The organism is Streptomyces sp. NPDC052299, assembly GCF_040679335.1.
In the GTDB taxonomy this organism is placed as follows: domain Bacteria; phylum Actinomycetota; class Actinomycetes; order Streptomycetales; family Streptomycetaceae; genus Streptomyces.
Genome location: NZ_JBFAUP010000010.1, coordinates 1 through 22,760 on the forward strand (window position 1 = coordinate 1; position 22,760 = coordinate 22,760).

Consider the following 22,760-nt stretch of genomic DNA (forward strand, 5'->3'; position numbering starts at 1 on the left):
GCTTTGGGCTGCGTGTTCCCCCGCCCGGTGTTTTTGGTGGGGCCGGGGCGGCCCCCCCGGGGGCGCGTGCCCTATCAGGGGGGGGGGGGGGCCCCCCCCGCGCCCCGCCCCACCCCCACCACGTTCCTTCGATCGGAGACCTGTCGTGACTTCCAGAAGAGCCCTGACCTTCTCGCTTTCCGCCCGCTCTCACCGTCTGGAACCAGCATGTCTCGCACCCCACAGGTCGCTACGCCCACCGTGAAGTTCCCGCACCGCAGCAGGCGCGGGGTCCTGCTCGGCCTGACCGCCCCGCAGCTGATCACCGCCGGCCTCGCCGGTCTTCTCCTGCTCGCCGTGATCCTCGCCCGCGGCGTGGTCGGCGCCCTCGAACTCATCCCCCTGTGGGCCGTCATCGCCCTCCTGGTCTTCGTCCGCCACCGAGGCCGCACCCTGGCCGACTGGACGCCGATCCTCACCCGCTACCTGACCCGGCGCCTGCGGGGACAACTGGTCTGGCTCACCCGCCCCTCCCGGCGCCCGGTGCGCGAAGGGCTCCTTCACCTGCCCGGTACCGCCGCCAGCCTGCGGGTCGTCACCGCCCCCGACGGCCGGTACGCCGCTGTCCACAACCCCCACACCGGCAACCTGACCGCCGTCGTCAAGGTCACCTCCCGCGCCTACGCGCTCCTCGACCCGGGCACCCAGAACGCCAACGTCAACGGCTGGGGACGTGCCCTCGCCGCCCTCGCGCGTACGGGACACGTCGCCCGGATCCAGGTGATCGAGCGCACCGTCCCCGACTCCGGAGACGCCCTTCGCCGCTACTGGGAGCAGCACGGCCACCCCGACGCTCCCCTCGCCGGGACGATCTACAGCGAACTGATCCAGAGCGCCGGTCCTGCGGCAGCTCCGCACGAGGCGTATGTCGCCCTGTCGCTGGACGCCAAGGCCACGCGGCGCCTGGTCAATCAGGCCGGCGGTGGGCTGGCCGGGTCCTTCAGTGTCCTGTCGCAGCTCGTCTCGACGTTCGACCAGGCCGCCCGTGGTGCCGGGCTCAATCCGAGCGGCTGGCTCACCGCCGGGGAGATCGCCGCCGTCGTACGCACCGCCTACGACCCCAAGGCCCTGACCGCGCTCGACCGTTGGTCCGGCGGCTCTCGGCCGGAGGCCGATCCCTCTGCGGGCGGGCCGGTCGTGGTGGTGGAGAAGGCGGACCACATCGCGACGGACTCGGCCGTCCACGCTACGTACTGGGTCGAGAACTGGCCCCGCGTCGAGACCAGCGCCGGTTTCATGCACCAGGTCCTGTTCACCGCCGGGGTACGGCGGACGCTTTCGCTGTCGTACGAGCCGAAGGGGCTGGATGCCGCTTTGCGGGACGTTCAGCGCAAGAAGGCCAGCGTGATCGCCGACTCTGCCGAGCGCGCCCGGCGGGGCCGGGTCGAGTCCGAGGCGGACTCGATCGAGTACCAGGACATCAAGGCCCGTGAGCGGCAGCTCATCGCCGGGCACGCGGATGTGGCCCTGACCGGTCTGCTGACTGTCTCGGCCGACTCCGAGGAGGAGTTGCGCTCGGCGTGCGCGGTCGTGGAGACCGCGGCGGTCGGCGCCCAGCTCGACTTGCGGCTGCTGACCTGGCAGCAGGCCGAGGCGTTCACTGCTGCCTCGATGCCGCTCGCCCTCGCCGTCTGACCCTGGCATCCATCCTTGTCCGAGAGAGCACCTTCATGTCCCGCACCCCTCGTACCGCGCAGGACTTCGTGCCCTTCGCCACCGCCGCGCTCGACTTCCACCGCTCGATCAACATCCCCGCGGGCCCCCTCGTCGCCAGCCGGGCCGAGCTGGACACCTTGCACGAGCACCTCATCTCCCTGCACGGGCTCCTCGACGCCCACGCCCACCGCACCGGCCCGCTCATCGCGGTCGAGGGCGATCACCTGCACGCCGCCCGGACCCGGATCTGGCAGACCGCCGAGCACCTTCACCACGCCTACCACGCCTCCCCCAGGCCGGACACCGGTGAGGTGCCCGAGCCGGAGTCCTGCCGGGCCGGCCTGCCCGAGGGTGCTCCGGCGCTGACCATCTGCCAGCGCCATCAGCGCGCCGCACACCTGGTCCGGCGCCGCACCACCCCCGCAGACCTGCACACCCCGTTCACCGGCCTCACCCGCCACTGACCCGCCGCCTCGTCTGGAGAAACGTTCATGCGCACGCGCGCCAGCGCCTCCCACCTCTTCGTCCCGCGCAAGTCCTCCCGCTCCCAGCAGCGCGCCGCCCGCGCCGGGTTCGCCGAAGCCCGCCGCAAGGCCCGCAACGCCAACGCCACGCCCACGGTCCGCGCCGAGGAAGCGCTCGATCCGCAGGCGCGGCCGGTCTACCCGCCCGCCGGCCGCCCCGGCCCCGCCTCCGCCCGGGGCGGCAAGCTCCGCCTCCCCGCCCACCGCATGACCACCGCCACCGTCTCCGGCGCCTACCCCTTCCTCGCCGAAGGCGGCCTCGGAGCCGAGGGCATCTTCATCGGCCGCGACGTCCACGCCGAGGCCGCCTTCTGCTACGACCCCTTCTCGCTGTACAGCAACGGCCGGGTCGAAGGCTTCACCAACCCGAACGCGGTCCTGGCCGGGATCATCGGGATGGGCAAGTCCGCGCTGGCCAAGTCGATCGCCACCCGCGCCATAGCCCACGGCTACCGCATCTACGTCCCCAGCGACCCCAAGGGCGAGTGGACGGCCGTCGCGAAGGCGCTCGGCGGCACCACCATCGCGCTCGGCCCCGGACTCCCCGGACGCCTCAACCCCCTTGATGCACCGGCCCGGCCTGCTTCCGTGAGCGAGGACGACTGGGCGACCGAGGTACGCAAGCGCCGGCTCCTGCTCCTGGCCGCCCTCGCGCGCACCGTACTCAACCGCGACCTCCTGCCCATGGAACACACCGCCCTGGACGCGCTCGACCTCGTCGTCGCCGAGGCCGCCGCCACCGGGACGGTGCCGCTGCTCGGCGGCATCGCGCACACGCTCAGCTCGCCCGAGCGCCTCGAACGGGCCCTCGGCGACGAGAGCGGACGCATGGGCACAGCTGCTCAGGACCTCGCCCACGCCCTGCGCCGGCTCGTCCACGGTGACCTCAGCGACATGGTCGACGCCCCCACCACCGTGCACTTCGACCCGGCCACTCCGATGCTGACCATCGACCTCTCACGCCTGGGCAGCAGCGGCGACGACATCGCCCTGGTCCTCGCCATGACCTGCGCGAGCGCCTGGATGGAGGCCGCGCTCGCCGACCCGGACGGCGGGCGGCGCTGGGTCATCTACGACGAAGCCTGGCGCGTCATGCGGCACATCGGCCTGCTGGAGCGCATGCAGTCCCAGTGGAAACTCTCGCGCGGACTCGGCATCGCCAACCTCATGATCATCCACCGCCTCAGCGACCTCCTCAGCGCCGGGGACGCCGGCTCGCGCGGCCGAGTCCTGGCCGAGGGCCTCCTCGCCGACTGCTCCACCCGCATCATCTACCGCCAGGAACCCGACCAGCTCGCCGACGCCGCTTCCCTGCTCGGGCTGACGGGCGTCGAGACCCAGGCCGTCTCCGCCCTCACCAAGGGACGAGGGCTGTGGAAGGTCGCGGGCCGCAGCTTCATCACGCAACACCTCCTCCACCCTACCGAGCGCGACCTGTTCGACACCGACGCCCGAATGGGGGCGTAGCCGATGCCGAAGAACCTCTCCTCGGACCTCATCGCGTTCGCCCAGGCCGTACCCGGCCAGATGCCCGGATGGAGCGCCCAAGTCCACACGCTCACCAAGCCGAACGCCTTCCGAGCACAGCTCTGGGACCAGCTCGTACTCGACGGCCTCCTCAAGGACAGCGCCGTCACCGACATCGTCGTTCTCACCGGGCCCGACCACGACCGCTTCATAGCCGTCCCCGGGGACGCCGCCTTGCTCCTTGGGGCCCTCCGGCCGCCGGACCCGACCGAGACGCTCGACATCACCCATCTCACCGCGCCCACTCTTAAGGGCCTCGACCCCGACCCCGTACGCGCCGTGGCAGACGTCAAGGAGAAGTACCTCCCCGACTACGAGAGGTCACTGCGGCGCATCCAGATTCAGGCCCTGGGGAAAGCGGCAGCCGGGCTCGCCCGAGTTACGGCTGACTGGGACGACATCTCCGGCACCCTGTGCGACGCCGCGGGATGGCCCATCGATGACACGGTCTACGCCGACGGAAAGGTCGCCCGCGACACCGCCGCCTGGACGCACGTCGAGACCTTCCTCGCCCACGGCCCCCATGTCCTTGCCCACATCCGGTCGACCGTGACGCAACGCGACTTCGAGTGCGGTCCCGTCAGCACGGACCTGCGCCGGATAGGAATGATCGACACGACTCTGGAGGAGGCGCAGCGCATCCAGACCGAGTGGGAACAGGTCATATCCCTCATGGACGGCTCGCTGCCCGGCTCCCGCGCCCTGTACGAGGACGAGGCTCTGGAGGTCCGCAACTCGGAGGGCTGGCACTACGCCGACGAACTTCGCGAGCAGGGTCCGGCGCTCGTCCGGGTCGCCGGCCATTTCGCAGACCGGGCCGACGCCGAGCACCGGGCCGAGAACCTGCGCCAGGCCGCAGCCCTGCATCGATCAGCGCCCGACGCATACACAGTCCCAACCGCCTCCCCGGCGGTGCCGCCGACGTCACCACCAGCACCGCGGCGGGGACGCTGACCCTCGGTCCCTACCACCGACTGGCGGCACGTCCAAAGCGGGCGAGCGCCGGATCCTCGTGACACGCCGCTGGTCCAGCGAGCGCCACACCCGCCCAGGCCCGGAGCCTGGGCGCCGTACACCGGAGCCCCGTATGCACGTCGATAACCCCCTGGTCACCATCCACCGCGAAGGCTTGCGCGTGAAAGCACGCCTGGACTGGTCCGCGCCGGAGCCTGTCGCTTCTCCCGACCCGCGGCTGGAGCACGGCCTCTCGCCGATCACCGCCTCCTTGAGGGGGCGTTGGGTCGAGTGCACCGCCGAGTTCGGCCTCAGCGACTACTACGTCCACGCCGACCTCCCGGAAGGTGGCGAACTGATCATCTCGCCGCCTCAGGAACCTTCCACCGATCACCCACCGGGCCAGCCCGACAGCTGGACCGTGCTGCACAGCCCCGCGAACTCCCACCCGAAAGTCATCTACGACTCCGGTCCCGACGGCCCGCACGCTCACAACGGCGGATCCGTTCCCAAGCTCCTCGCCTTCATCAACGAGCGTCTGGACCTCGCCGGGGCGCCACCGAGCCTCGAACAGGAGCGGCTGTCCAAGCAGCGCGCCGCCCACACGTTCCTTCAGCAGGCAGGGTTTCTCCCTGGTGAAGTCCACGACGGCGAACAGCACTACCGACTGCCTTCAACCCTCGATGCGGTCGAGGAGCGGCGGGCGGTGGCGTGGGCCCTTGACCGGCTGGACGAGGTGTACGTCCCGACGTCGTACGACGACTCGCTGCTCCGGTCACCCGAGACGGCCTGGACGGACGAACCCTGCCTCGGCGACCGGCTCGGTGAACTGGCCGAGTCCATCGGGGCGGCGGCGGACCCGCGTGCGGTCCTCGCGTCCCTGAGCGAGGTGACCGACCCGGTCGACGGCGTGCTCCGGCGTGTGGTGGAGATTCTCGGCGCGGCGGCCGACTCCTGGGCGAACCTCGGCCAGCCGACCGAGCTGCAGCACGCCATCCGCCTGCGCGACGTCGCTGAGCATCTCCAGTTCCAGGTGGTCAAACTCGGCGCACTCCAAGTGATCGAAAACGTGATCGCCCTCTACAGCACCGTCAGATTGACCAGTTCGTCAAGGAGCGGGATCGCGGTGATCGGCCGGGGGCCAGCAAGGTCGCCGCTGTCCTCAACCCGTACAAGTACGCACACTGCGACATGGATGGGCGCTACTCCTTCGAGAAATCTGGGCTGCCTTCCGGCTATCTCCGAGACGCGGACCGACCGTTCCGTGAACAGGTGGACCTTCGAGCCGTACATGCCCGGTCGACAGGATTCGGACCCGCCAGGCCCCCCCATCTTCAGGGCCCGCATGTTCGCCGAGTCGACCCGCGCACAGCGACCAGTCCAACTCGCTGCGGCCCCGGGTTCGTCGAGGGTCAGGCGGTGGAGCTTGGCCCACGCCCTGGCCTTCGACGACTCCGGGAACCACCGGTCGGCAGTCGCTCCGAACGGGCCGAACGACGCCGAGAGCAGCTGCTGCCTGGTACAGCCAGACGTGGCCACGAGCACGATCGCTGATGGCCAACACTATGTGCACCTGTCCGCGCGGGTCATCGGCGCGCAGGGATCAGTTGATGGAGAGAGCCCTTTGCGCTGTCATGGTGCGGGAGTCGTGTGCGGTGGCGAGGGTGTAGAGGCCGGGCACGAGCTTCCAGGTTCCGGAGTTCCATATGGTCAGGTCGTCGGCCGGGATGGTGAAGGTGATGCGCTGGCTGGCAGCGGGGGCGAGGGTGAGCTTGCGGAAGTCGACGAGCCTGCGGCGCTCGGCGGCCGCCGCGGCAGGGAGTGTGGCGTAGACCTGCACGGTCTCAGTGCCCTGGCGTTTGCCCTTGTTGGCGACGGTCACAGACAGGGTGACGGTCTTGGCGGTCGGGTTGTAGGCCGCCTCGACGGAGCCGTGGGCGAAGGTGGTGTACGACAGGCCGTGGCCGAAAGGAAACAGCGGCTGCTGCTCGTTGGTGTCGTAATAGCGGTACCCGATCGCGGTTCCCTCGTCGTACGAGACGGTGCCGTCCTTGCCCGGGTAGGTCGCAGTCGTGGTGCCCGGCCCCTGGGAGGGGGTGGCGGGGAAGGTGACGGGCAGGCGCCCGGAGGGGTCTTCGTCGCCGAAGAGGACGGCGGCGAGTGCTGTGCCCATGCCCTGGCCTCCGTACCAGGCTTGGATGACCGCTTCGACGTCGTCGAGCCAGGGCATGGCCACGGGGCCGTCGGTGTTCAGGACGACGATCGTGCGCGAGTTGGCCGCAGCAACCTCGGTGATGAGCTGGTTCTGGTCGGCGGGGAGAGCGAGCTGTTCGTGGTCCATGGCTTCGCCGGCTATGCGGTTGACGAAGACGACCGCGGCGTCGGCGTCGGCGGCGGCTTTCACGGCGGCCGGGATGAGGGAGACGGGCTGCCAGCCGAGGGTGAGGCCGCAGGTTCCCGAATCGGCGGTGGCGTTGCTGTAGGTCAGTTCGATGGGCACGGGCTTGCCGGCGGTCAGCTCGATGGCGCCTTGGAGGGGGTAGTCGTAGGTGCCGAGGAAGAAGCGCCTGGTGCCACGGGATCCTGAGACGACGGTGGTGCCGTTGACCTTGAGCGTTGCGGTTCCGGCGGGCAGGAGCGAGAAGCGGTGCAGGCCCGAGTGGGTCGGCGTGAGGCTGCCCGACCAGGTTGCGGACCACACCTGCGGGAGCGTGTCGACCGGGGCGGTGGTGAAGTCGACGACGCTGTCGGTGCGGGTGGCAGCCGGCGTCCCAGTCGGCGCGGGATTCGCGTAATAGCGGCCGGTCAGACCGGGGGCTCCGGCGGGTGTGCGCAGCGCGGTGGTGGGGACGGGTGTGAGCGGGATGTCGCCGACGGTTCCCTGGGAGTGGGTGACCGTGATGCCGCGGCCGGCGCGGGTCTTGATGGCCTGTAGGGGGGTGGTCCAGTCACCGGGGTCGACGTAGGTCGAGCCGGCGACGCCGGTGAGGGCGTCGGTTCCCGCGGGGCCGATGACGGCGAGGGATGTGAGTGAGGCGGGCAGCGGCAGGGTCGTTGACCGGTTGGTGAGCAGGACGGTTGACGCGAGAGCGGCTTCCTGCGCGAGGCTCTTGTGCGCCGTGGTACTGACGTTCTGGGCCGGGGTCGGAAGCGGGTTGTCGACGAGGCCGTTGGCGAACATGGTGAGCAGAATGCGACGGGCGGCGTCGTCGAGGCGCGCTGTGGGTACGGCGCCGCCGGTGAGTGCGCCGGGAGCGAGCTTGACTCCGCCGGTGCCGAGTCCCGCGAGGTCCATGCCTGCCTTGGCGGCGGCGACTTGGTCATCCCCGGCCCAGAAGTCGGGGACGGTGTATCCCTGGAGTCCGAGGCGCTTCTTCACGTCGTCGAAGAGAGCGGGACTCTGGGTGGCGAAGGTTCCGTTGATCTTCGGGTAGGCCATCATGACGGAGGTGGTGGGTGCGGCGGCGATGACCCGTCGGAATGGTGCCTGGTAGATCTCGTGCTTCGCGCGTTCGGGGATGAGGGTGTTGATGAAGAAGCGGTTGGCTTCCTGGGTGTAGGCGGTGAAGTGCTTGACGGTGGCGGTGACCTGGCGGCTTTGGATGCCGGTAGTGAGGGCGGTGCCCAGGCGGCCGGCGAGGAGGGGGTCTTCTCCGAGGCTTTCGGCCTGGCGGCCAAAGTGCCAGGTGCGGGTGAGATCAACGGTGGGGCCGAGAAGGGTGTTGTAGCCCTTGGCTCGTCCTTCGGTTCCGATGGCGGCGCCGATGCGCCGGGCGAGGTCTTCGTCGAAGGTGGCGGACTGTGCGAGGGGGACGGGGAAGGCGGTCACGTTCTCCTCGCCGCGCAGTCCGGCGGAGGCGTCGACCATGGTCAGTGCGGGGATTCCGAGATGGGCGATGGTCGCGAAGTCGCAGCGGATCAGCGCTTCCTTTTCGGCGGCTGTCATGCGGGCGAGCAACTCGTCGACTCGTGCGAGCGTGCGGGGGTCTGTCGCAGCTGTGGCTTGGCGGGCGTTGGCCGGGGCGATGCTGACAGCGACAGCTGTGGCTATGGCGGAGGACAGGAAGGTTCGTCGGTTCACAGCGGCTCTCCGAACGGTGGGGCGGCGGGTGGTGCCCGCCGGAGTCAGATGCTGAGCATCCGAGGCGAGTACTCGGAGCTCAATTCCGTGAGCGTTTCCGTCTGGGGGATTTAGTTGCCTGCGGCGTCCCGCCCAGGGTTTTTCAGACGATGCTCAGTGAAGCGCCTTGCGTGAATTGGGAAGTTATGGCTTCGCATTACTCCGGTCAACCCCTGCGACTCACCATTCAGGATCCAGCCCCTCGCACCCGCTCCACCGCTGATCGATCGGGCCTGGTGAGAGCGCCTTTTCCGTGAGACTCGGGGGTTGCCCCGGAGCTCGCATACGGAATTTCGATGACCGTCATCCATCGCACGGATAGCACTGCGTGCACCTTTTAAGCATGCGGATGCCCGGCACGTTGCGCTTCGCATTCGTGCCGGACATTCGCAGGGTCGCGTTTTTTGATATTTCAGGGCTTTATTCGGCTACCGTTCGCCGTATTGAGAACGTGTGTTCCGGCGTCGACCGTTACCGGGCTGGTGCCGGGCAGGTCGACGTTGGCGGTGCAGTTCGGGGGCACGGTGATGTGCGCTTCCATGCCGTTGGGGCCGCTCTTCCAGAACAGGGCAGCTGTTCCGTGGGGGGTTTCGTGGCGGGTTCGTGCCCAGGTGATGCCGCCTCCGGGACGGGGCCGGAAGGTGAGGGCGGTGGCGCCCGGGGCTGTGACTTCTATGCCTCCGACGACTCGGTGGAGCCAGTCGGCTACGGCGCCTAGGGCGTAGTGGTTGAACGAGGTCATGCCGCCGGGGTTGAGGTTTCCGTCGGGGCGCAGGCTGTCCCACCGTTCCCAGATGGTCGTGGCGCCCTTGGTGAGGGGGTAGAGCCATGAGGGGCAGTCCGTCTGCAGCAGCAGGCGGTACGCGGTGTCCAGGTGCCCCGTGTCGGTGAGGGCGTCACAGATGAGGGGGGTGCCGACGAAACCGGTGGCGATACGCGCTTCGTCCTGGTGGACGAGTTCGGCGAGGCGGTCGCCGGCGGCCTGGCGTAGGGAAGGGTCTAGGAGGTCGAAGGCGATGGCGAGGCAGTAGGCCGTGGGGCTGTCGCTGACCATGCGGCCGTCCTTGTGGACGTAGCGCGCCCGGAACGCTGCGGTGATTTCGTCGGCGAGTGTGCCGTAGCGGGTGGCGTCGCTGCTGTGACCGAGTTCGCACGCGGCGTGGCTGAGGTGCCGGGCGGAGTGGGCGAAGTAGGCGGTGGCGACGAGGTAGCGGTCGGTGCGGCCGGCTGCGGGGTCGTCGGGCGGGGCGGCGGGGTCGAGCCAGTCGCCGAGTTGGAAGCCTGTGTCCCACAGGCGGTCCGGTCCGGCGAGCTTTTCGACGAGGTCGACCCACGCCTGGGCCATGGGGTAGTGGCGGCGTAGGAGGTCCAGGTCGCCGAATCGGTGGTAGAGGACCCAGGGGGTGAGTGTGGCGACGTCTCCCCAGGCGGCGCCTGGCTGGATGGGTGTCCACATGGGTTCGCCGGGGATGACGGGGACGTACCAGGGGATGGTGCCGTCGGGGAGTTGTTCGAGGCCGACGTCGGTGAGCCAGGAGTTGAGCATGCCGGCGCAGTCGTAGAGGAAGCCGGCTGTGGGGGCGAAGACTTGGAGGTCTCCGGTCCAGCCGAGGCGTTCGTCGCGCTGCGGGCAGTCGGTGGGGATGTCGACGAAGTTGCCTCGCATGCTCCACAGGACGTTTTCGTGGAGGCGGTTGATCATCGGGTTGCTGCATTCGAACCAGCCGGTGCGGCGCATGTCCGTGTGGTAGACGCGTGCGGTCACGGCGTGGGGGGCGAGTTGTCCGGGCCAGCCACTTATTTCGGCGTATCGGAAGCCGTGGAGGGTGAAGCGCGGTTCCCAGGTGTAGGGGCCGTTGCCGGGCAGCACCAGTGTGTCCGTGGAGTGCGCTTCGCGCAGGGGGCGGGTGGCGAGCTCTCCGTTCTGGAGGACTTCGGCGTGCCGGAGGGTGAGGGTGGTGCCGGCGGGTCCGTCGGCGGTGACGCGGAGGCGGCCCACGAGGTTCTGGCCGAAGTCGAGCAGGTGGCGGCCGTCGGGGGTGCGGGTGATGGATACAGGGGTGATCTCTTCGGTGCACCGGACGGGTGGGCCTTCGGGAGCGACGAGGGTGCCGGTGTTTCGGCTTCCGGTGCGTACAGGCGTCCAGCCGTCCAGCGGGGCGGCCGGGGTGGCCCAGTGCGGATTGTCGAGGCGGGCGTCGAAGTTCTCGCCCTCGTACAGTCCGCTGCTGAGGATGGGGCCGACTGATGCTTTCCAGGTGGGGTCGGTCGCGATCACGGTGACGGTGCCGTCGGTGTAGGTGATCTCGAGCTGGGCGATGAGGGACTGGTCGGTGCCGTAGATGTTGCGGGTGCCGCCGTCGAATCCGTACTTGCCGCGGTACCAGCCGTCTGCCAGCCAGGCGCCGATGGTGTTGGCTCCGGGGGTGAGGAGTGAGGTGACGTCGTGAGTGCGGTAGCGCAGGCGATGGTGGTAGACGGTCCAGCCGGGGGCCAGGGCTTCGTCTCCGACCCGGTGGCCGTTGAGTTCAGCTTCGTACAGACCGTGGGCGGTGATGTAGAGCCGTGCGTGTGCGATCGGCTTGGCGTCGGTCAGGAAGTCCCGGCGGACGCGGGCCGGGCGGCGTTCGGCTGCCGGGTCCTCTTCCCAGCCCGCGCCGACGGGGACGGCAGTCCAGTCACCGGGTTCGAGGAGACCTGCCTCGACGGTGCGGGGCGCGCTCCACGGGGAGGGCTCGCTGTGGGCCGTGGCCCATGTCCGTACGCGTACGGCGGCCTGCTCGCGCGAAGTGAGCGGTTCGCCCGGCCAGGGGACGAGGACGTGATCGGGGCCGGTGAGGCGGCCTGACCGATGCGTGAGTCCGTTGCGGCGGATCTCGAGTTCGTACGCCTGCTGATTGCCGCTTTCGGCGGCCGGGGTCCAGGAGAGGCGGGGAGTGCCGGTTCCCATTCCCAGACCGTCGGCGAGGTGCTCGAAACGCACGGGAGAGGGCTGGAGGGGGTGCATGGGGGCCTTTCATGTGCTCGGGGCGTGCGTGCGGGCGAGTCAGCCCTTGACCGCTCCGGAGGTGAGGCCCTTCATGACCTTCTGATTGAGGAAGAGGTAGATCACGAGTGTGCCGAAGACGTTGATGCAGATGGCGGCGAAGAGCGGCCCGTACTGGGTGGCACCGAATTCGCCGGTGAAGTTGAGGAGACCGACCTGAATGGTGCGCAGGTCCTGGCTGTTGGTGAAGGTCAGGGCGATGAGCAGGTCGTTCCAGATGAAGAAGAACTGCACCAGGCCGACGGTCAGGAGCGCGTTGCGGACCACGGGCACACTGATCGTCCAGAAGGCGCGCAGGATGCCGGCGCCGTCGATGGTGGCCGCCTCAAAGAGCTCGCGGGGAACGGTTCTGTAGTAGGTGGCCATCATGAAGACGGTCAGGGGCAGTCCGGTCCCGGTATAGGTGAGGATAAGCGGCCACAGGGTGCTCGAAAGGCCGGTCTGGAAGTAGACGGTGAATAGGGGCAGCAGGATCATCTGCGGCGGGACCATCATGCCGGCGAGAAAGACGAGGAGGGTCAGGCTGCGGCCCTTCCAGACCATGATCTGCAGGGCGAAGCCGGCTGCGGTGCCGAGGAGCAGGATGAGGAGCAGGGCGGGTACGACGGCCAGGACGCTGTTCTTGATGTAGAGGCCGATGTTCCCGGTGGTCCAGGCTTCTGTGTAGTTGCCCCATTCCCAGGTGGTGGGGAGGCTCCAGGTGGAGTTGTTGAGGTAGTCGCTGTTGGACTTCAGTGAGGTCAGGAACATCCAGAGCAGCGGGTAGATCTCAATGACCAGCAGGAGCGTCACGGCGAGGCGGATCCACAGACGGCTGCCTGCCCTGCGCCCGGGGAGCACACGTGCTCCAGTACGCCGGTGTCCGGCCCTGGTGGTCTTCAGCGGGGTGTCGACGGTCATGTTGTTCAGACCTCCGTGATGTCGCGTCGCGAGACGCGGTAGACCGCCAGGCTCACGAGAAGGCAGACCACGGTGAGGAGCAGCGCGATGGTGCTGCCGTATCCGTAGTCGCTGTAGGTGAACGATGTCTGGAACATGTAGAGGGTCAGCGGGGTGGTGCCGCTGCCGGGGCCGCCGTTGGTGAGGGCGACGACGGAGTCGAAGACCTTGAGGGTGCCGTTGATGCTGAATATGAGTGATGACATGAGGACGGGCAGGGACAGCGGCAGGACGATGTGGCGGATGAGGCGGAGGCCGGAGGCGCCGTCGAGGCGAGCTGATTCGAGGACCTCGTCCGGGATGTCGACGAGACCGGCGAAGAGGAGCACGGCGTAGAAGCCCATGGAGCGCCAGATGTCCATGATGATCAGGACCCAGAAGGCGCTTCCGGCGCTGCCGAAGAAGTCGATGGAGTCGATTCCCACGGCGTTGAGCAGCGAGTTGACCGGGCCAGTCTGGGGGGCGACCTGGAAGAACTTCTGGAACAGCAGGCCGACGGCGACGGTGGGCAGTACGACGGGGAAGAAGGCCAGGGTCCGGATGAGCGCGGAGGCTTTCTTGAGGAAGAAGACGTACAGAAGTGCGAGGAGGTAGCCGGCGATGATCTGGCCGGCGGTGACGACGACCGCGTACTTCAGGGTGAACCACAGGGCGTCGTGGACAGCTTGGTCGTCGAGGAGCCGGGTGAAGTTGGCCAGACCGTTGCCGGTGAAGCCGTCGATGGAGTTGCCCTTGGTGAAGGAGTACCCGAGCGACCACGCCATCGGGACGAGCATGATGAGTGTGTAGACGAGGAGTGCGGGACCGAGCAGGATCATGATTGCTCTGCGGTCACCGAGTACGCGGTGCATGAGTGGTGTCCACTTCGTTTCTGGTGGAGGGCCGGCCAGTAGCGGCCGGCGGCCCGCCGTATGCGGCAGGCCGCCGGTTGCAGGTCACTTACTGCTGAGAGCGGCCTGGACGGTCTCCATGAACTGCTTGGGGCTCATGCTTCCGTTGACGAGACCCGCGGCGTTGGTCTGGCTGACGGTGGTCGCCTTGGTGCTGAAGAGCGCCTCGAACCACAGGACGTTCTGCTTGGACGAGCTGATCGTCTTGCGGACGGTGCTGGTGACAGCGTTGGCGTCCTTGACCGGGGTGTTGACCTTGAAGCCCGAGATCGAGCCGTTGTCCTTCAGCGCGGTGCTGCCGTAGTTCTTGGTGATGCAGCTGACCCAGGCGTCTGTCTGCTTGTCGAAGTGCTTGGAGTTGAGCGCGATGGCCAGGCCCACGTTGGACGGGTACTGGTCGACGGACCCGGCTCCGCCCTTGACAGCCGGGAAAGGCATGAACCCGACGTTCTCGGCGCCGACCTTGTTCTGCTTCGGGTCGGAGATGTTGGCCAGGGCCCAGCTGCCCATGTAGAACATGGCGGACTTGCCGGTGAGGAACTGGTTCATCGCGGTGTCGTAGTCGATGGAGCCGACGCCCTTGCCGAAGTACCCCTTCTTCCCGAGGGCGGCGATCTCTTCGGCCGCCTTCACGTACTCGGGATCGGTCAGCTGGGCGTTGCCGAGGTCGACGGCGTCGAGCGCCTCGGGGCCGAGGCTGCGGTACAGGTAGCCGCTGATGAGGCGGGTGAGCGGCCAGCCCTGGGCGCCGGAGGCGGAGAACGGCTGGATGCCCTTGGAGTTCAGCTTGCCCGACGCGGCCACCAGCTCGTCCCATGTGCCGGGGACCGCTATGCCGTTCTCCTTGAAGATCTTCTTGTTGTAGAAGATTCCCTCGATGTTGTACTCGTACGGCAGCACCTGCAGCTTGCCGCCGTACAGCGCCTTGATCGTCGAAACAGCGGCCGGCTCGAGCTGGTCGGCCACGCCGAGGCGCTCCAGTTCGACATCGAGGTCGGCGACCTGGCCCGACTTGGCGAGTTGCTTGGTCAGCGCAGGGGCGTTGCCGGCGGCGAACTGGCTGGGCAGGGCTTTCTGGCCGGCAAGCAGCTGCAGCTTCTGGTCGAGCTGCGACTGCGGGACGGTCTCGACCTTGAGCGGCAGAGCGTCGTTCTCCGCCTTGCAGGCTCCCTTGGAGAGAGTGGTCAGTGCCGCACGGGTGGTGGTGTTCTCCGTCACGCTGAGGTACTTGAAGTTCTTCGGCGCAGCGGAAGCGCCACCGCCGCTGCCGCCGCAGGCGGTGGCGAGTACGGCCAGGGACGTGACACCGGCCGAGAAGAGGGTCAGTCGCGCGCGGCGAGCGCGGTTCATGCGGTGGGGCACGGGTGACTCCCAGAGAGGGTGCGAGAAGAGAGAGGGCGACGAGACAGACGCCGGGTGGCCGAAGCGCCACGACGGGACGGAGAGTTGTAGAACGTTCTCCATCCGGGTTCGGCAACACCTTGACCCCATCCCACTGGCATCGTCAAGACACAGACGCGTAACATCGCCATGCCGCAGCCGACCGGATGACATGTCTCTGGAGTCGCTGCCGTAGAACGTTGCACTAGAGTCGAGGAGATCCGGTTCCCTTGTCCGCGAGCAGTTCGCCCAAGAACCCCAAGCGGGTGACGATCACCGACGTGGCCCGCCATGCCGGCGTCTCGACCGCGGCTGTGTCCAAGGTCATGCGCAATGCCTACGGCGTGAGTCCCGCGATGCAGGAGCGCGTTCGGACGGCCATGGAAGAGCTGGGTTACCGCCCCCATGCCGCCGCCCGCGGCATGCGCGGCCGCACGTACACGATCGGAGTGCTGCTCGACAACGTCCGGAACGCCTTCTTCGCCGACATCCTCGACGGCATCCGTGACGCGCTGAAGGAAAGCGAGTACACCGTGCTGATCGGAGCGGCCGGATTCGGGGCGGATGAGCAGTCGCGCACTATTCGGTCGATGGTGGATCGTCAGATGGACGGCTTGATCCTCATCGCTCCGGGGACGCCGCGGGCCGAGGTACTGGCCACGGCAGCCGCCACACCCACGGTGGTCATCGGCCACCATGACACGTCCGACGTGCATGATTCGGTCGTCGACGCTGACGATCTCGGCGCGGGCCTGGTCGTGGATCACCTCGTTTCGCTCGGGCACCAGGACATCGCGCTGGTCTCGGCCGCCGGAAGCAAGACCGGCCGTTGGCAGCGGCCTCCTGAGATCGCACTGGCCGACGGGTATCTTCAGGCCATGGACCGACACGGTCTCGGTCACCACGCTTGCGTGCACCACGCCGCCTACTCCGACGACGGCGGCCACGCTGCCGGCCTGGCGCTGCTGTCCGGCGCCCAACGGCCCACAGCCATCCTCACCGGAGCCGACGTCGCGGCACTGGGCGTCTACCGCGCCGCCGACGACTTGGGCCTGTCCGTCCCCGACGACGTTTCGCTCGTGGGCTACAACAACACCGCGATCGCCTCGCTCGCCCCCGTCCAGCTGACCAGCGTCGACCAAGCCGGTCATGACATGGGAGCGACAGCGGCCAGGATGCTGATCGAGCGTGTCGAGGGACGACGCGACCGCGCCATGCGGACCACGATGACTCCACGGCTGGTCGTGCGACGGAGCACCGCCGCGCCGCAGGGCTCCTAGACACCGATTCCCGGAACCGGCGCGCTCCCCGCGTATCGGTCGCAGCCACGCGACGTGGGGGACAAAAGACAGCACCGCGGGCATGCAAGCGCTCCGGAAAAGCGAGGACGGAGAAGGGCCCATGCCTGGGCATCCGCCCGCGCACGGCGTCGCCCGAGTCGGGACATCTTCGACTATGCGCACCAGCGAGGGGCCTGCCCACCCCTTGCGTCATCGAAGTCCGGAATGGATTCGATCCACCCCGTGGATGGCTTCCCGGTGGCAGCGCTGAGCTGCGGCGCTCACCTGTCCGAGTCGGCGATCCGCCGGCCGACCCTGGCTGCGGTTTCGCGCAACCAGATGTGCGCGGCGTCGTGAGTATGGACGGGATGCCACCAGAGAGCTTCGCGCAGCGGGACGGCTTCGTAGGGAGGATCGAGCACGCGTACGGCGGCCACGGGCGCGAGTAGCCGAGCCAGGCGGGCCTGGATCAGAGCGATGCGGCGGGTGCCGGCGACGAGCGCGGGCAGGGCGTGGAAGCTGTCCACAGAGACTTCGACGTGCGGTTCGATGCCCAGCATGCCCAGTTGCCGTACGGCGGGCGCGTCGTAGGTGCGCTGATACGTGACCCACGGAAGTCTCGCCAGGTCCTGTCGGGTGAGCCGGTCCTCGACACTGGGGTGGTCCTTGGAGACGACGAATACCCATCGGTCGTCGTAGAGGTCGGTGGCGGGAAAGTCACTGATGACGCCGTGGGGCATGAGCAGTCCGTCGGTGGCGCTGAGCAGGCTGGTGGTGTCATCGACGACGGTGATGGGGGTGCGGGTGAAGCGCAGCCGAATGCCCGGAGCCTCCTCGTGGATGACGCGGGCGAGCTCGACCCCGAAGACGTCGACGGCGTAGTCGGAGGCGACGATGCGGAACTCCCGGGTCTCGGTCGCGGGGTCGAAGGCCGCCTGGCTGGCGAAGAGCCGTTCGAGGACGTCGTAGGCCGTGGCGGTGCGGTCCAGGAGAACCTGGCCGAGGGCGGTGAGCTCGTACTGACTTCCGACGCGGGAGAGGAGTTCGTCGCCGAAATGCCGGCGAAGCCGCGCCAGAGCGGCGCTCATCGCCGGCTGGCTGAGTCCAACGCGCAGTCCGGCTCTCGTCACGTTGCGCTCTTCGAGGAGGGCACGGAGTGCGACGACGAGATTGAGGTCGAGACTTGCCAAGTTCACGTCGCATGTCCTTGTCCGGAGGGATGCACCATCGACTATTCGTAAGGCAGATGGTAGCGATCCATAGAATCGATTTCCCTGATTGCTGGTGCGGGTCCAGATTAGGTGCATCGCAATCAGGAGGACATGTCGGTGAAACCTGAAACAGCTAATGAGCTCTTCTCCGGGCCTTTCGCGCTCGGCACGCTTTCGACAGACGACGGCACGGCTTTTCCCGCTCTCGTCGACCGTGCGGGACAGGTTCTCGATCTGCGGGCGGCTCTCACCGACCCGGGTCTGACCATGCGGGGACTGCTGGAGCAGTGGCAGGCGACGCTCCCGCGGCTGAGGGACCTCGCCGTCGAGACGGGTCTCCCCCGCCGCCCTCTGTCGGAGTTCCGTGTGCTCGCCCCCGTCGAGCCGCGGCAGATCTTCCAGTCCGGTGCAAACTACCGCCAGCACGTCATCGATCTGCACGTCGCGCACCGGGACCCGTCCGACGGCCGTTCCGATGAGGAGGCGCGCGCCGAGGCTGCCGAGATCATGGACCGGCGGGCCGCCCAGGACCTTCCGTACATGTTCATCGGTCTGCCGAGCTCGGTCACCGGCCCCTACGACGACGTCACGCTTCCCCAGTGGGCGGCGAAGCCGGACTGGGAGCTGGAGCTCGCCGCGGTCATCGGCCGTCCGGCCCACCGGGTGTCGCCCGCCGAAGCGCTGGAGTACGTGGCCGGCTACACGATCGCGAACGACCTGACCGACCGGGCGACCGTGTTCCGCAGGGACATGCCGCAGATTGGTACCGACTGGCTGCGCAGCAAGAACGCTCCCGGCTTCACGCCGCTCGGGCCGTGGATCGTGCCGGCCGAGGCCGTCGGTGACACCGGTGACCTGCAGCTGACCCTGAAACTCAACGGCGAGGTCATGCAGGACGAGTCGACCAAGGACATGATCTTCGACGTAGCGCGCATGGTGTCGTACGCCTCCCAGAGCGCACAGCTTCTGCCGGGCGACCTCGTGCTCACCGGTTCCCCGGCGGGCAACGGCATGCACTGGGGCCGGCTGCTGCGCGACGGCGACGTCATGGACGCGTCCATCACCGGCCTCGGTGCCCAACGCACCCGTTGCATCGCGGAGGAAGCGTGAACCGTAGCGATCCCGCCGGCGCGATCGCCGCAGCGGCCCATGAATGCTCGAACTGGGGCCGCTGGGGCCAGGACGACCGCCTGGGCACCGTGAACTTCCTCGACGAGGGCAAGCGACGGGAAGGCGCCGCGCTCATCCGCCGGGGGGTGAGCTTCTCCCTGTCCCAGCGTTTCGACATCGACGGACCGCAGAAGGGCTGGCGCCGCCGTACCAACCCGGTCCACACCATGCTCGACACCGGAACGGACGCCGCCCTGGGCAACCAGGGCCTCCCCCATGGCATCGGTGGCGCCGACGACGTGATCGCCATGCCGCTGCAGTGCTCCACGCAGTGGGACGGGCTCGGCCACATCTTCGACCACGGCAAGGCGTGGAACGGCCGTCCCGCGGAGCAGGTCGTGACCTCCGACGGCGACCAGGTGACCGGCATCGAGCACATGGCTCCGTACGTGGCGGGGCGCGCCGTGCTCCTCGACATCGGCCGCACCATCGGCGAGGACGGCGAGCTGCCCGACGGTTTCGCGATCACCGAGGAGCACCTGACGGCCGCCGCCGACGCCCATGGTGTCAGTGTCGGGCGCGGGGACATCGTCCTCGTGCGCACCGGGCAGCTCACGCGGGTGCGCCGGGAGGGGTGGGGCGATTACGCGGGCGGTGCCGCCCCTGGTCTGTCGTTCACCACCGCGTCGTGGCTACACGGCAGCGAGATCGCCGCGATCGCGACCGACACCTGGGGCTTCGAGGTGCGGCCCAATGAGTTCGACCATGCCTTCCAGCCGCTCCACCAGGTCGCCATCCCGCACATCGGTCTGCTGATCGGTGAGATGTGGGACCTCGACGCCCTTGCCGAGGACTGCGCGGCCGACGGTGTGTACGAGTTCTGGCTGACCGCCGCCCCTCTGCCCATCACCGGCGCCGTCGGCTCCCCCGTCAATCCCGTCGCCGTCAAGTAGTCCCGGGGCCAACGGCCCGAGGAACAAGGGAGTTCCCCATGAGCACACCCCGCAAGGTCCTGGTCGTCGGCGGCGGCGCGGCCGGCAACGCCGCCACGATCCTGCTGCGCCGCGCCGGAATCGACGTCGACCTCGTCGAGGCGAAGGACGACTGGAACGCCACCGCAGGATCCGGCATCACCCTCCAGGGCAACGCCCTGCGCGTCCTACGCGAACTCGGCGTCTGGGAAGAGGTTAAGGCGTCCGGCTTCCCCTTCGGGTCCGTCGGAATCACCGCGCCCGACGGCACCGTGCTGCACGTCCAGCGCGACCTGCGCACCGGTGGCGACGACCTGCCCGCCACCCTCGGTATGCAGCGCCCCCGGCTCCAGCAGATCCTCATCGACGCCGTCCGCGCGAGCGGTGCGACCGTGCGGCTGGGTACGACCGCCGTGGTCCTGGGCCAGGACGCTTCCGGCGTCACAGTCCGGTTCAGTGACGGCAGCGAGCACCGTTACGACCTGGTGATCGCCGCCGACGGCCTCGGCTCTGCCACCCGCGCGCAGATCGGCATCGCCGAAAAGCCCGAACCGACCGGCATGGCCATCTGGCGCGTCGCGGCGCCCCGGCCCGCCGGGGTCCAGCACACCGACCTCGCCTACGGTGGCCCGGCGTTCATCGCCGGCTACTGCCCGACCAGCGACATCACGCTCTACGCGTATGTGGTCGAGAAGAACCGCGACCGCGCGTCCATACCGGTCGAGTCGTACGCCGAGGAGATGGTGCGCCTCGCATCGGCATACGGGGGTGCCTGGCCGGAGATCACCGCGACGATCACCGACCCGTCGAAGGTCAACTACACCTGGTTCGACCGGCTGCTCGTCGAAGGAGCCTGGCACCGGGGACGTGTCGTGCTGGTTGGGGACGCCGCGCACTGCTGTCCGCCCACGCTGGCGCAGGGCGCGGCACTGTCGCTGGAGGACGCCTGGGTCCTGGCCCAGATGCTCACAGCCACGGACGTCTGGGACGACGAGCTGCTCCAGGGCTACTACGAGCGGCGGATCGCACGTGTTCGGCCGGTCGTGGAGGCATCGGTGCAGATCGGTCAGTGGCAGCTCGACGGCGTCCGGGACGCCGATGTCCCCGGTCTGATGGCCCGCACGATGACGATGCTGCGGGAGCTGCCGTGACCGCGCCCACCGTGGACGTGCACGCCCACGTCCTGCTGCCGCAGGTCGAGGCGCTCGTCGCCGGTCTTCCCGGACACGCCGATGCCAAGATGCTGGATGCCCGCCGCAACGGGCCCGAAGCACTCGCCGTCAGCGGCCCTATGGTCCGCGACCGGATCCCGGCCCTGACCGATCCCGCCGTCCGGCTCGCCCGGATGGACGCTCAGGGCGTCGACGTCCAGCTCGTCAGCCCCTCGCCCTCCCACTACCACTACTGGGCCGACGCGGACACAGCCGAGAAGGTCTACCGACTGGCCAACGAAGCGACCGCCGCGCACTGTGCGGCGGCGCCGGACCGCCTGCGGGGCCTGGGGCTCGTCCCTCTGCAGCACCCCGGACTGCTCGCACCCGCCCTGGATCATGCCCTGGAGCAGGGTCTCTCCGGAGTGGAGATCTCCAGCCACGCGCCCGGCCGTGAGCTGTCGGACCCGGCGTACGAACCGTTGTGGGCGCGCGCCGAGGAGACGGGTGCGGTCGTGTTCCTGCACCCGTTCGGCTGCACGCTCGACGAGCGCCTGGACCGGTGGTACCTGTCCAACACCGTCGGTCAGCCCACCGAGAACGCCGTCGCCCTCTCGCACCTGATCTTCTCCGGAGTCCTCGACCGCCACCCCGGCCTGAAGATCGTCGCGGCTCACGGCGGCGGCTACCTGCCCACCCACATCGGGCGCAGCGACCACGCCTGGCGGGCGCGGACGGACGCGTCGGCCGGCTGCGCCGAACCGCCCAGCAGCTATCTGCGGCGCCTCTACTTCGACTCGCTCGTGCACGACCCGGCCGTGCTGCGGTCGCTGGTGAATGCGGCGGGAGCGGACCGGGTGCTGCTCGGTTCCGACTTCCCCTTCGACATGGGGTCCGACGACCCCCTGGGCTCGCTGCGCGCGGCGGCCCTGTCCGAGGGCGACTTCGACGCCGTCCGTGGCGCCAACGCCGCCGCCCTGCTCAACCTGTCCCCCGCCTGAGGAGGCATCCCATGACGAACAACCGCTTGCTCACCCACCTGCGGCACGTCGACCTCGCCGTGCCCGATTACGACAAGCAACTCGACTTCTACGCCGGTGTGTGGGGCCTCACCAAGGTCGCCGAGGACTCCGGCATCTCCTTCCTGGCCGCCGAGGGCAGCCCCGAACAGTACGTCGTGCGGCTGCGCAAGGCCGACGACAAGCGCCTCGACCTCGTCTCCTACGGTGCTGCGAGCCCGGCCGACGTGGACACGCTCGCCGAGCAGCTCCTGGCCGGCGGCGTACAGCTGATCTCACGGCCCGGTTCGGTCGATACACCGGGCGGCGGCTACGGATTCCGGTTCTTCGACGTCGACGGACGCACCATCGAGGTCTCCGCCGACGTGGCGGTCCGCGAGCACCGCAAGATCGAGGAGAAGGAGTCGATCCCGGTCAAGCTCTCCCACGTCGTGCTTAACTCCCCCGACCTCGACCGGACTCGCGCCTGGTACGAGCAGCACCTCGGCTTCCGACTGTCGGACACACTGAGCTCGCCCCACATGGGCGAGGTCATGCACTTCATGCGGATCAGCTCGCAGCACCACTCCATGGCGCTGGCGAAGGGCCCGCACACCTCGCTGCACCATGTCTCCTTCGAGATGCGCGGCATCGACGAGTACATGCGCGGCACGGGCCGGGTCCTGCGGGCCGGCCACACGAAGCTCTGGGGGCCGGGCCGTCACATGGCCGGTGACAACACCTTCACGTACTTCCTCGACCCGCACGGCAACACCGTCGAGTACACCACCGAGCTGGAGAACCTCGACGAGGACACCTGGCACCCCCACGTCTACGACTTCTCCCAGCCCGAAGTCACCGACCAGTGGGGCACCGCCAACCCGATGAACGAACTCGTCGCGAAGGAGTCGTTCAACGACCCCGACCGCGGCTGCTTCCTCGCCCCGCCGGTCTAGCCTCCGGC

17 protein-coding genes are annotated in these 22,760 nt (G+C 68.7%); 10 read left to right on the forward strand and 7 right to left on the reverse strand.

Annotated features, from left to right (window positions below):
- The first annotated feature begins 207 nt into the window (after positions 1-207).
- Genes AB0L33_RS18405 through AB0L33_RS18420 form a run of 4 tightly spaced genes read left to right on the forward strand, consistent with a single transcriptional unit; the run spans position 208 to position 4,700 of the window.
- Positions 208-1,674 carry an SCO6880 family protein gene (locus AB0L33_RS18405; RefSeq protein ID WP_365682582.1) on the forward strand — a complete coding sequence of 489 codons (1,467 nt, stop codon included), beginning with the start codon at positions 208-210 and terminating at the stop codon, positions 1,672-1,674.
- A gap of 35 nt (positions 1,675-1,709) precedes the next feature.
- The gene (locus tag AB0L33_RS18410) at positions 1,710-2,159 is read left to right on the forward strand and encodes a DUF6238 family protein (protein ID WP_365682583.1); all 450 of its coding nucleotides are present in this window, start codon (positions 1,710-1,712) and stop codon (positions 2,157-2,159) included.
- A gap of 27 nt (positions 2,160-2,186) precedes the next feature.
- Positions 2,187-3,686, forward strand: a complete 1,500-nt coding sequence (locus tag AB0L33_RS18415; protein ID WP_365682585.1) for an ATP-binding protein — start codon at positions 2,187-2,189, stop codon at positions 3,684-3,686.
- A 3-nt stretch (positions 3,687-3,689) separates the two neighbouring features.
- Positions 3,690-4,700, forward strand: a complete 1,011-nt coding sequence (locus AB0L33_RS18420) for a hypothetical protein (protein WP_365682587.1) — start codon at positions 3,690-3,692, stop codon at positions 4,698-4,700.
- A gap of 775 nt (positions 4,701-5,475) precedes the next feature.
- Here AB0L33_RS18420 and AB0L33_RS18425 read toward each other — a convergent pair.
- The 6 genes from AB0L33_RS18425 to AB0L33_RS18450 all read right to left on the reverse strand — a co-directional run bounded on the left by AB0L33_RS18425 (position 5,476) and on the right by AB0L33_RS18450 (position 15,057).
- Positions 5,476-5,721 (reverse strand): hypothetical protein, encoded by a 246-nt coding sequence (locus AB0L33_RS18425; protein WP_365682589.1) that lies wholly within the window; start codon positions 5,719-5,721, stop codon positions 5,476-5,478.
- Between the two features lie 582 nt (positions 5,722-6,303).
- Complete coding sequence (locus AB0L33_RS18430; protein ID WP_365682591.1) at positions 6,304-8,646, reverse strand: glycoside hydrolase family 3 C-terminal domain-containing protein; 2,343 nt, start codon at positions 8,644-8,646, stop codon at positions 6,304-6,306.
- A 586-nt stretch (positions 8,647-9,232) separates the two neighbouring features.
- The gene (locus AB0L33_RS18435) at positions 9,233-11,770 is read right to left on the reverse strand and encodes a family 78 glycoside hydrolase catalytic domain (protein ID WP_365682593.1); all 2,538 of its coding nucleotides are present in this window, start codon (positions 11,768-11,770) and stop codon (positions 9,233-9,235) included.
- A 96-nt stretch (positions 11,771-11,866) separates the two neighbouring features.
- Positions 11,867-12,766 (reverse strand): carbohydrate ABC transporter permease, encoded by a 900-nt coding sequence (locus tag AB0L33_RS18440; protein ID WP_365682595.1) that lies wholly within the window; start codon positions 12,764-12,766, stop codon positions 11,867-11,869.
- A 5-nt stretch (positions 12,767-12,771) separates the two neighbouring features.
- Positions 12,772-13,656 carry a sugar ABC transporter permease gene (locus tag AB0L33_RS18445; protein WP_365682597.1) on the reverse strand — a complete coding sequence of 295 codons (885 nt, stop codon included), beginning with the start codon at positions 13,654-13,656 and terminating at the stop codon, positions 12,772-12,774.
- A gap of 84 nt (positions 13,657-13,740) precedes the next feature.
- The gene (locus AB0L33_RS18450) at positions 13,741-15,057 is read right to left on the reverse strand and encodes an extracellular solute-binding protein (RefSeq protein WP_365682599.1); all 1,317 of its coding nucleotides are present in this window, start codon (positions 15,055-15,057) and stop codon (positions 13,741-13,743) included.
- A 284-nt stretch (positions 15,058-15,341) separates the two neighbouring features.
- Here AB0L33_RS18450 and AB0L33_RS18455 point away from each other — a divergent pair, with 284 nt between their 5' ends.
- The gene (locus tag AB0L33_RS18455) at positions 15,342-16,355 is read left to right on the forward strand and encodes a LacI family DNA-binding transcriptional regulator (protein WP_365682601.1); all 1,014 of its coding nucleotides are present in this window, start codon (positions 15,342-15,344) and stop codon (positions 16,353-16,355) included.
- Positions 16,356-16,636: 281 nt separating this feature from the next.
- On the opposite strand, the gene AB0L33_RS18460 is transcribed toward AB0L33_RS18455, so the two are convergent.
- Positions 16,637-17,551 carry a LysR family transcriptional regulator gene (locus AB0L33_RS18460; RefSeq protein WP_365682603.1) on the reverse strand — a complete coding sequence of 305 codons (915 nt, stop codon included), beginning with the start codon at positions 17,549-17,551 and terminating at the stop codon, positions 16,637-16,639.
- A gap of 126 nt (positions 17,552-17,677) precedes the next feature.
- Here AB0L33_RS18460 and AB0L33_RS18465 point away from each other — a divergent pair, with 126 nt between their 5' ends.
- Genes AB0L33_RS18465 through AB0L33_RS18485 form a run of 5 tightly spaced genes read left to right on the forward strand, consistent with a single transcriptional unit; the run spans position 17,678 to position 22,752 of the window.
- Positions 17,678-18,676 (forward strand): fumarylacetoacetate hydrolase family protein, encoded by a 999-nt coding sequence (locus AB0L33_RS18465; RefSeq protein ID WP_365682605.1) that lies wholly within the window; start codon positions 17,678-17,680, stop codon positions 18,674-18,676.
- Entirely contained in the window at positions 18,673-19,629 is a 957-nt protein-coding gene (locus tag AB0L33_RS18470) for a cyclase family protein (protein WP_365682607.1), read from the forward strand. Before AB0L33_RS18465 ends, AB0L33_RS18470 begins: the two co-directional genes overlap by 4 nt.
- 38 nt (positions 19,630-19,667) lie before the next feature.
- Positions 19,668-20,798, forward strand: a complete 1,131-nt coding sequence (locus AB0L33_RS18475) for an FAD-dependent oxidoreductase (protein ID WP_365682609.1) — start codon at positions 19,668-19,670, stop codon at positions 20,796-20,798.
- Positions 20,795-21,799, forward strand: coding sequence for an amidohydrolase family protein (locus AB0L33_RS18480; RefSeq protein WP_365682611.1), 1,005 nt, complete (start codon positions 20,795-20,797; stop codon positions 21,797-21,799). The genes AB0L33_RS18475 and AB0L33_RS18480 overlap by 4 nt, the downstream gene beginning before the upstream one ends.
- An 11-nt stretch (positions 21,800-21,810) precedes the next feature.
- Positions 21,811-22,752, forward strand: coding sequence for a VOC family protein (locus AB0L33_RS18485; protein WP_365682613.1), 942 nt, complete (start codon positions 21,811-21,813; stop codon positions 22,750-22,752).
- The last annotated feature ends 8 nt before the right edge of the window (positions 22,753-22,760 follow it).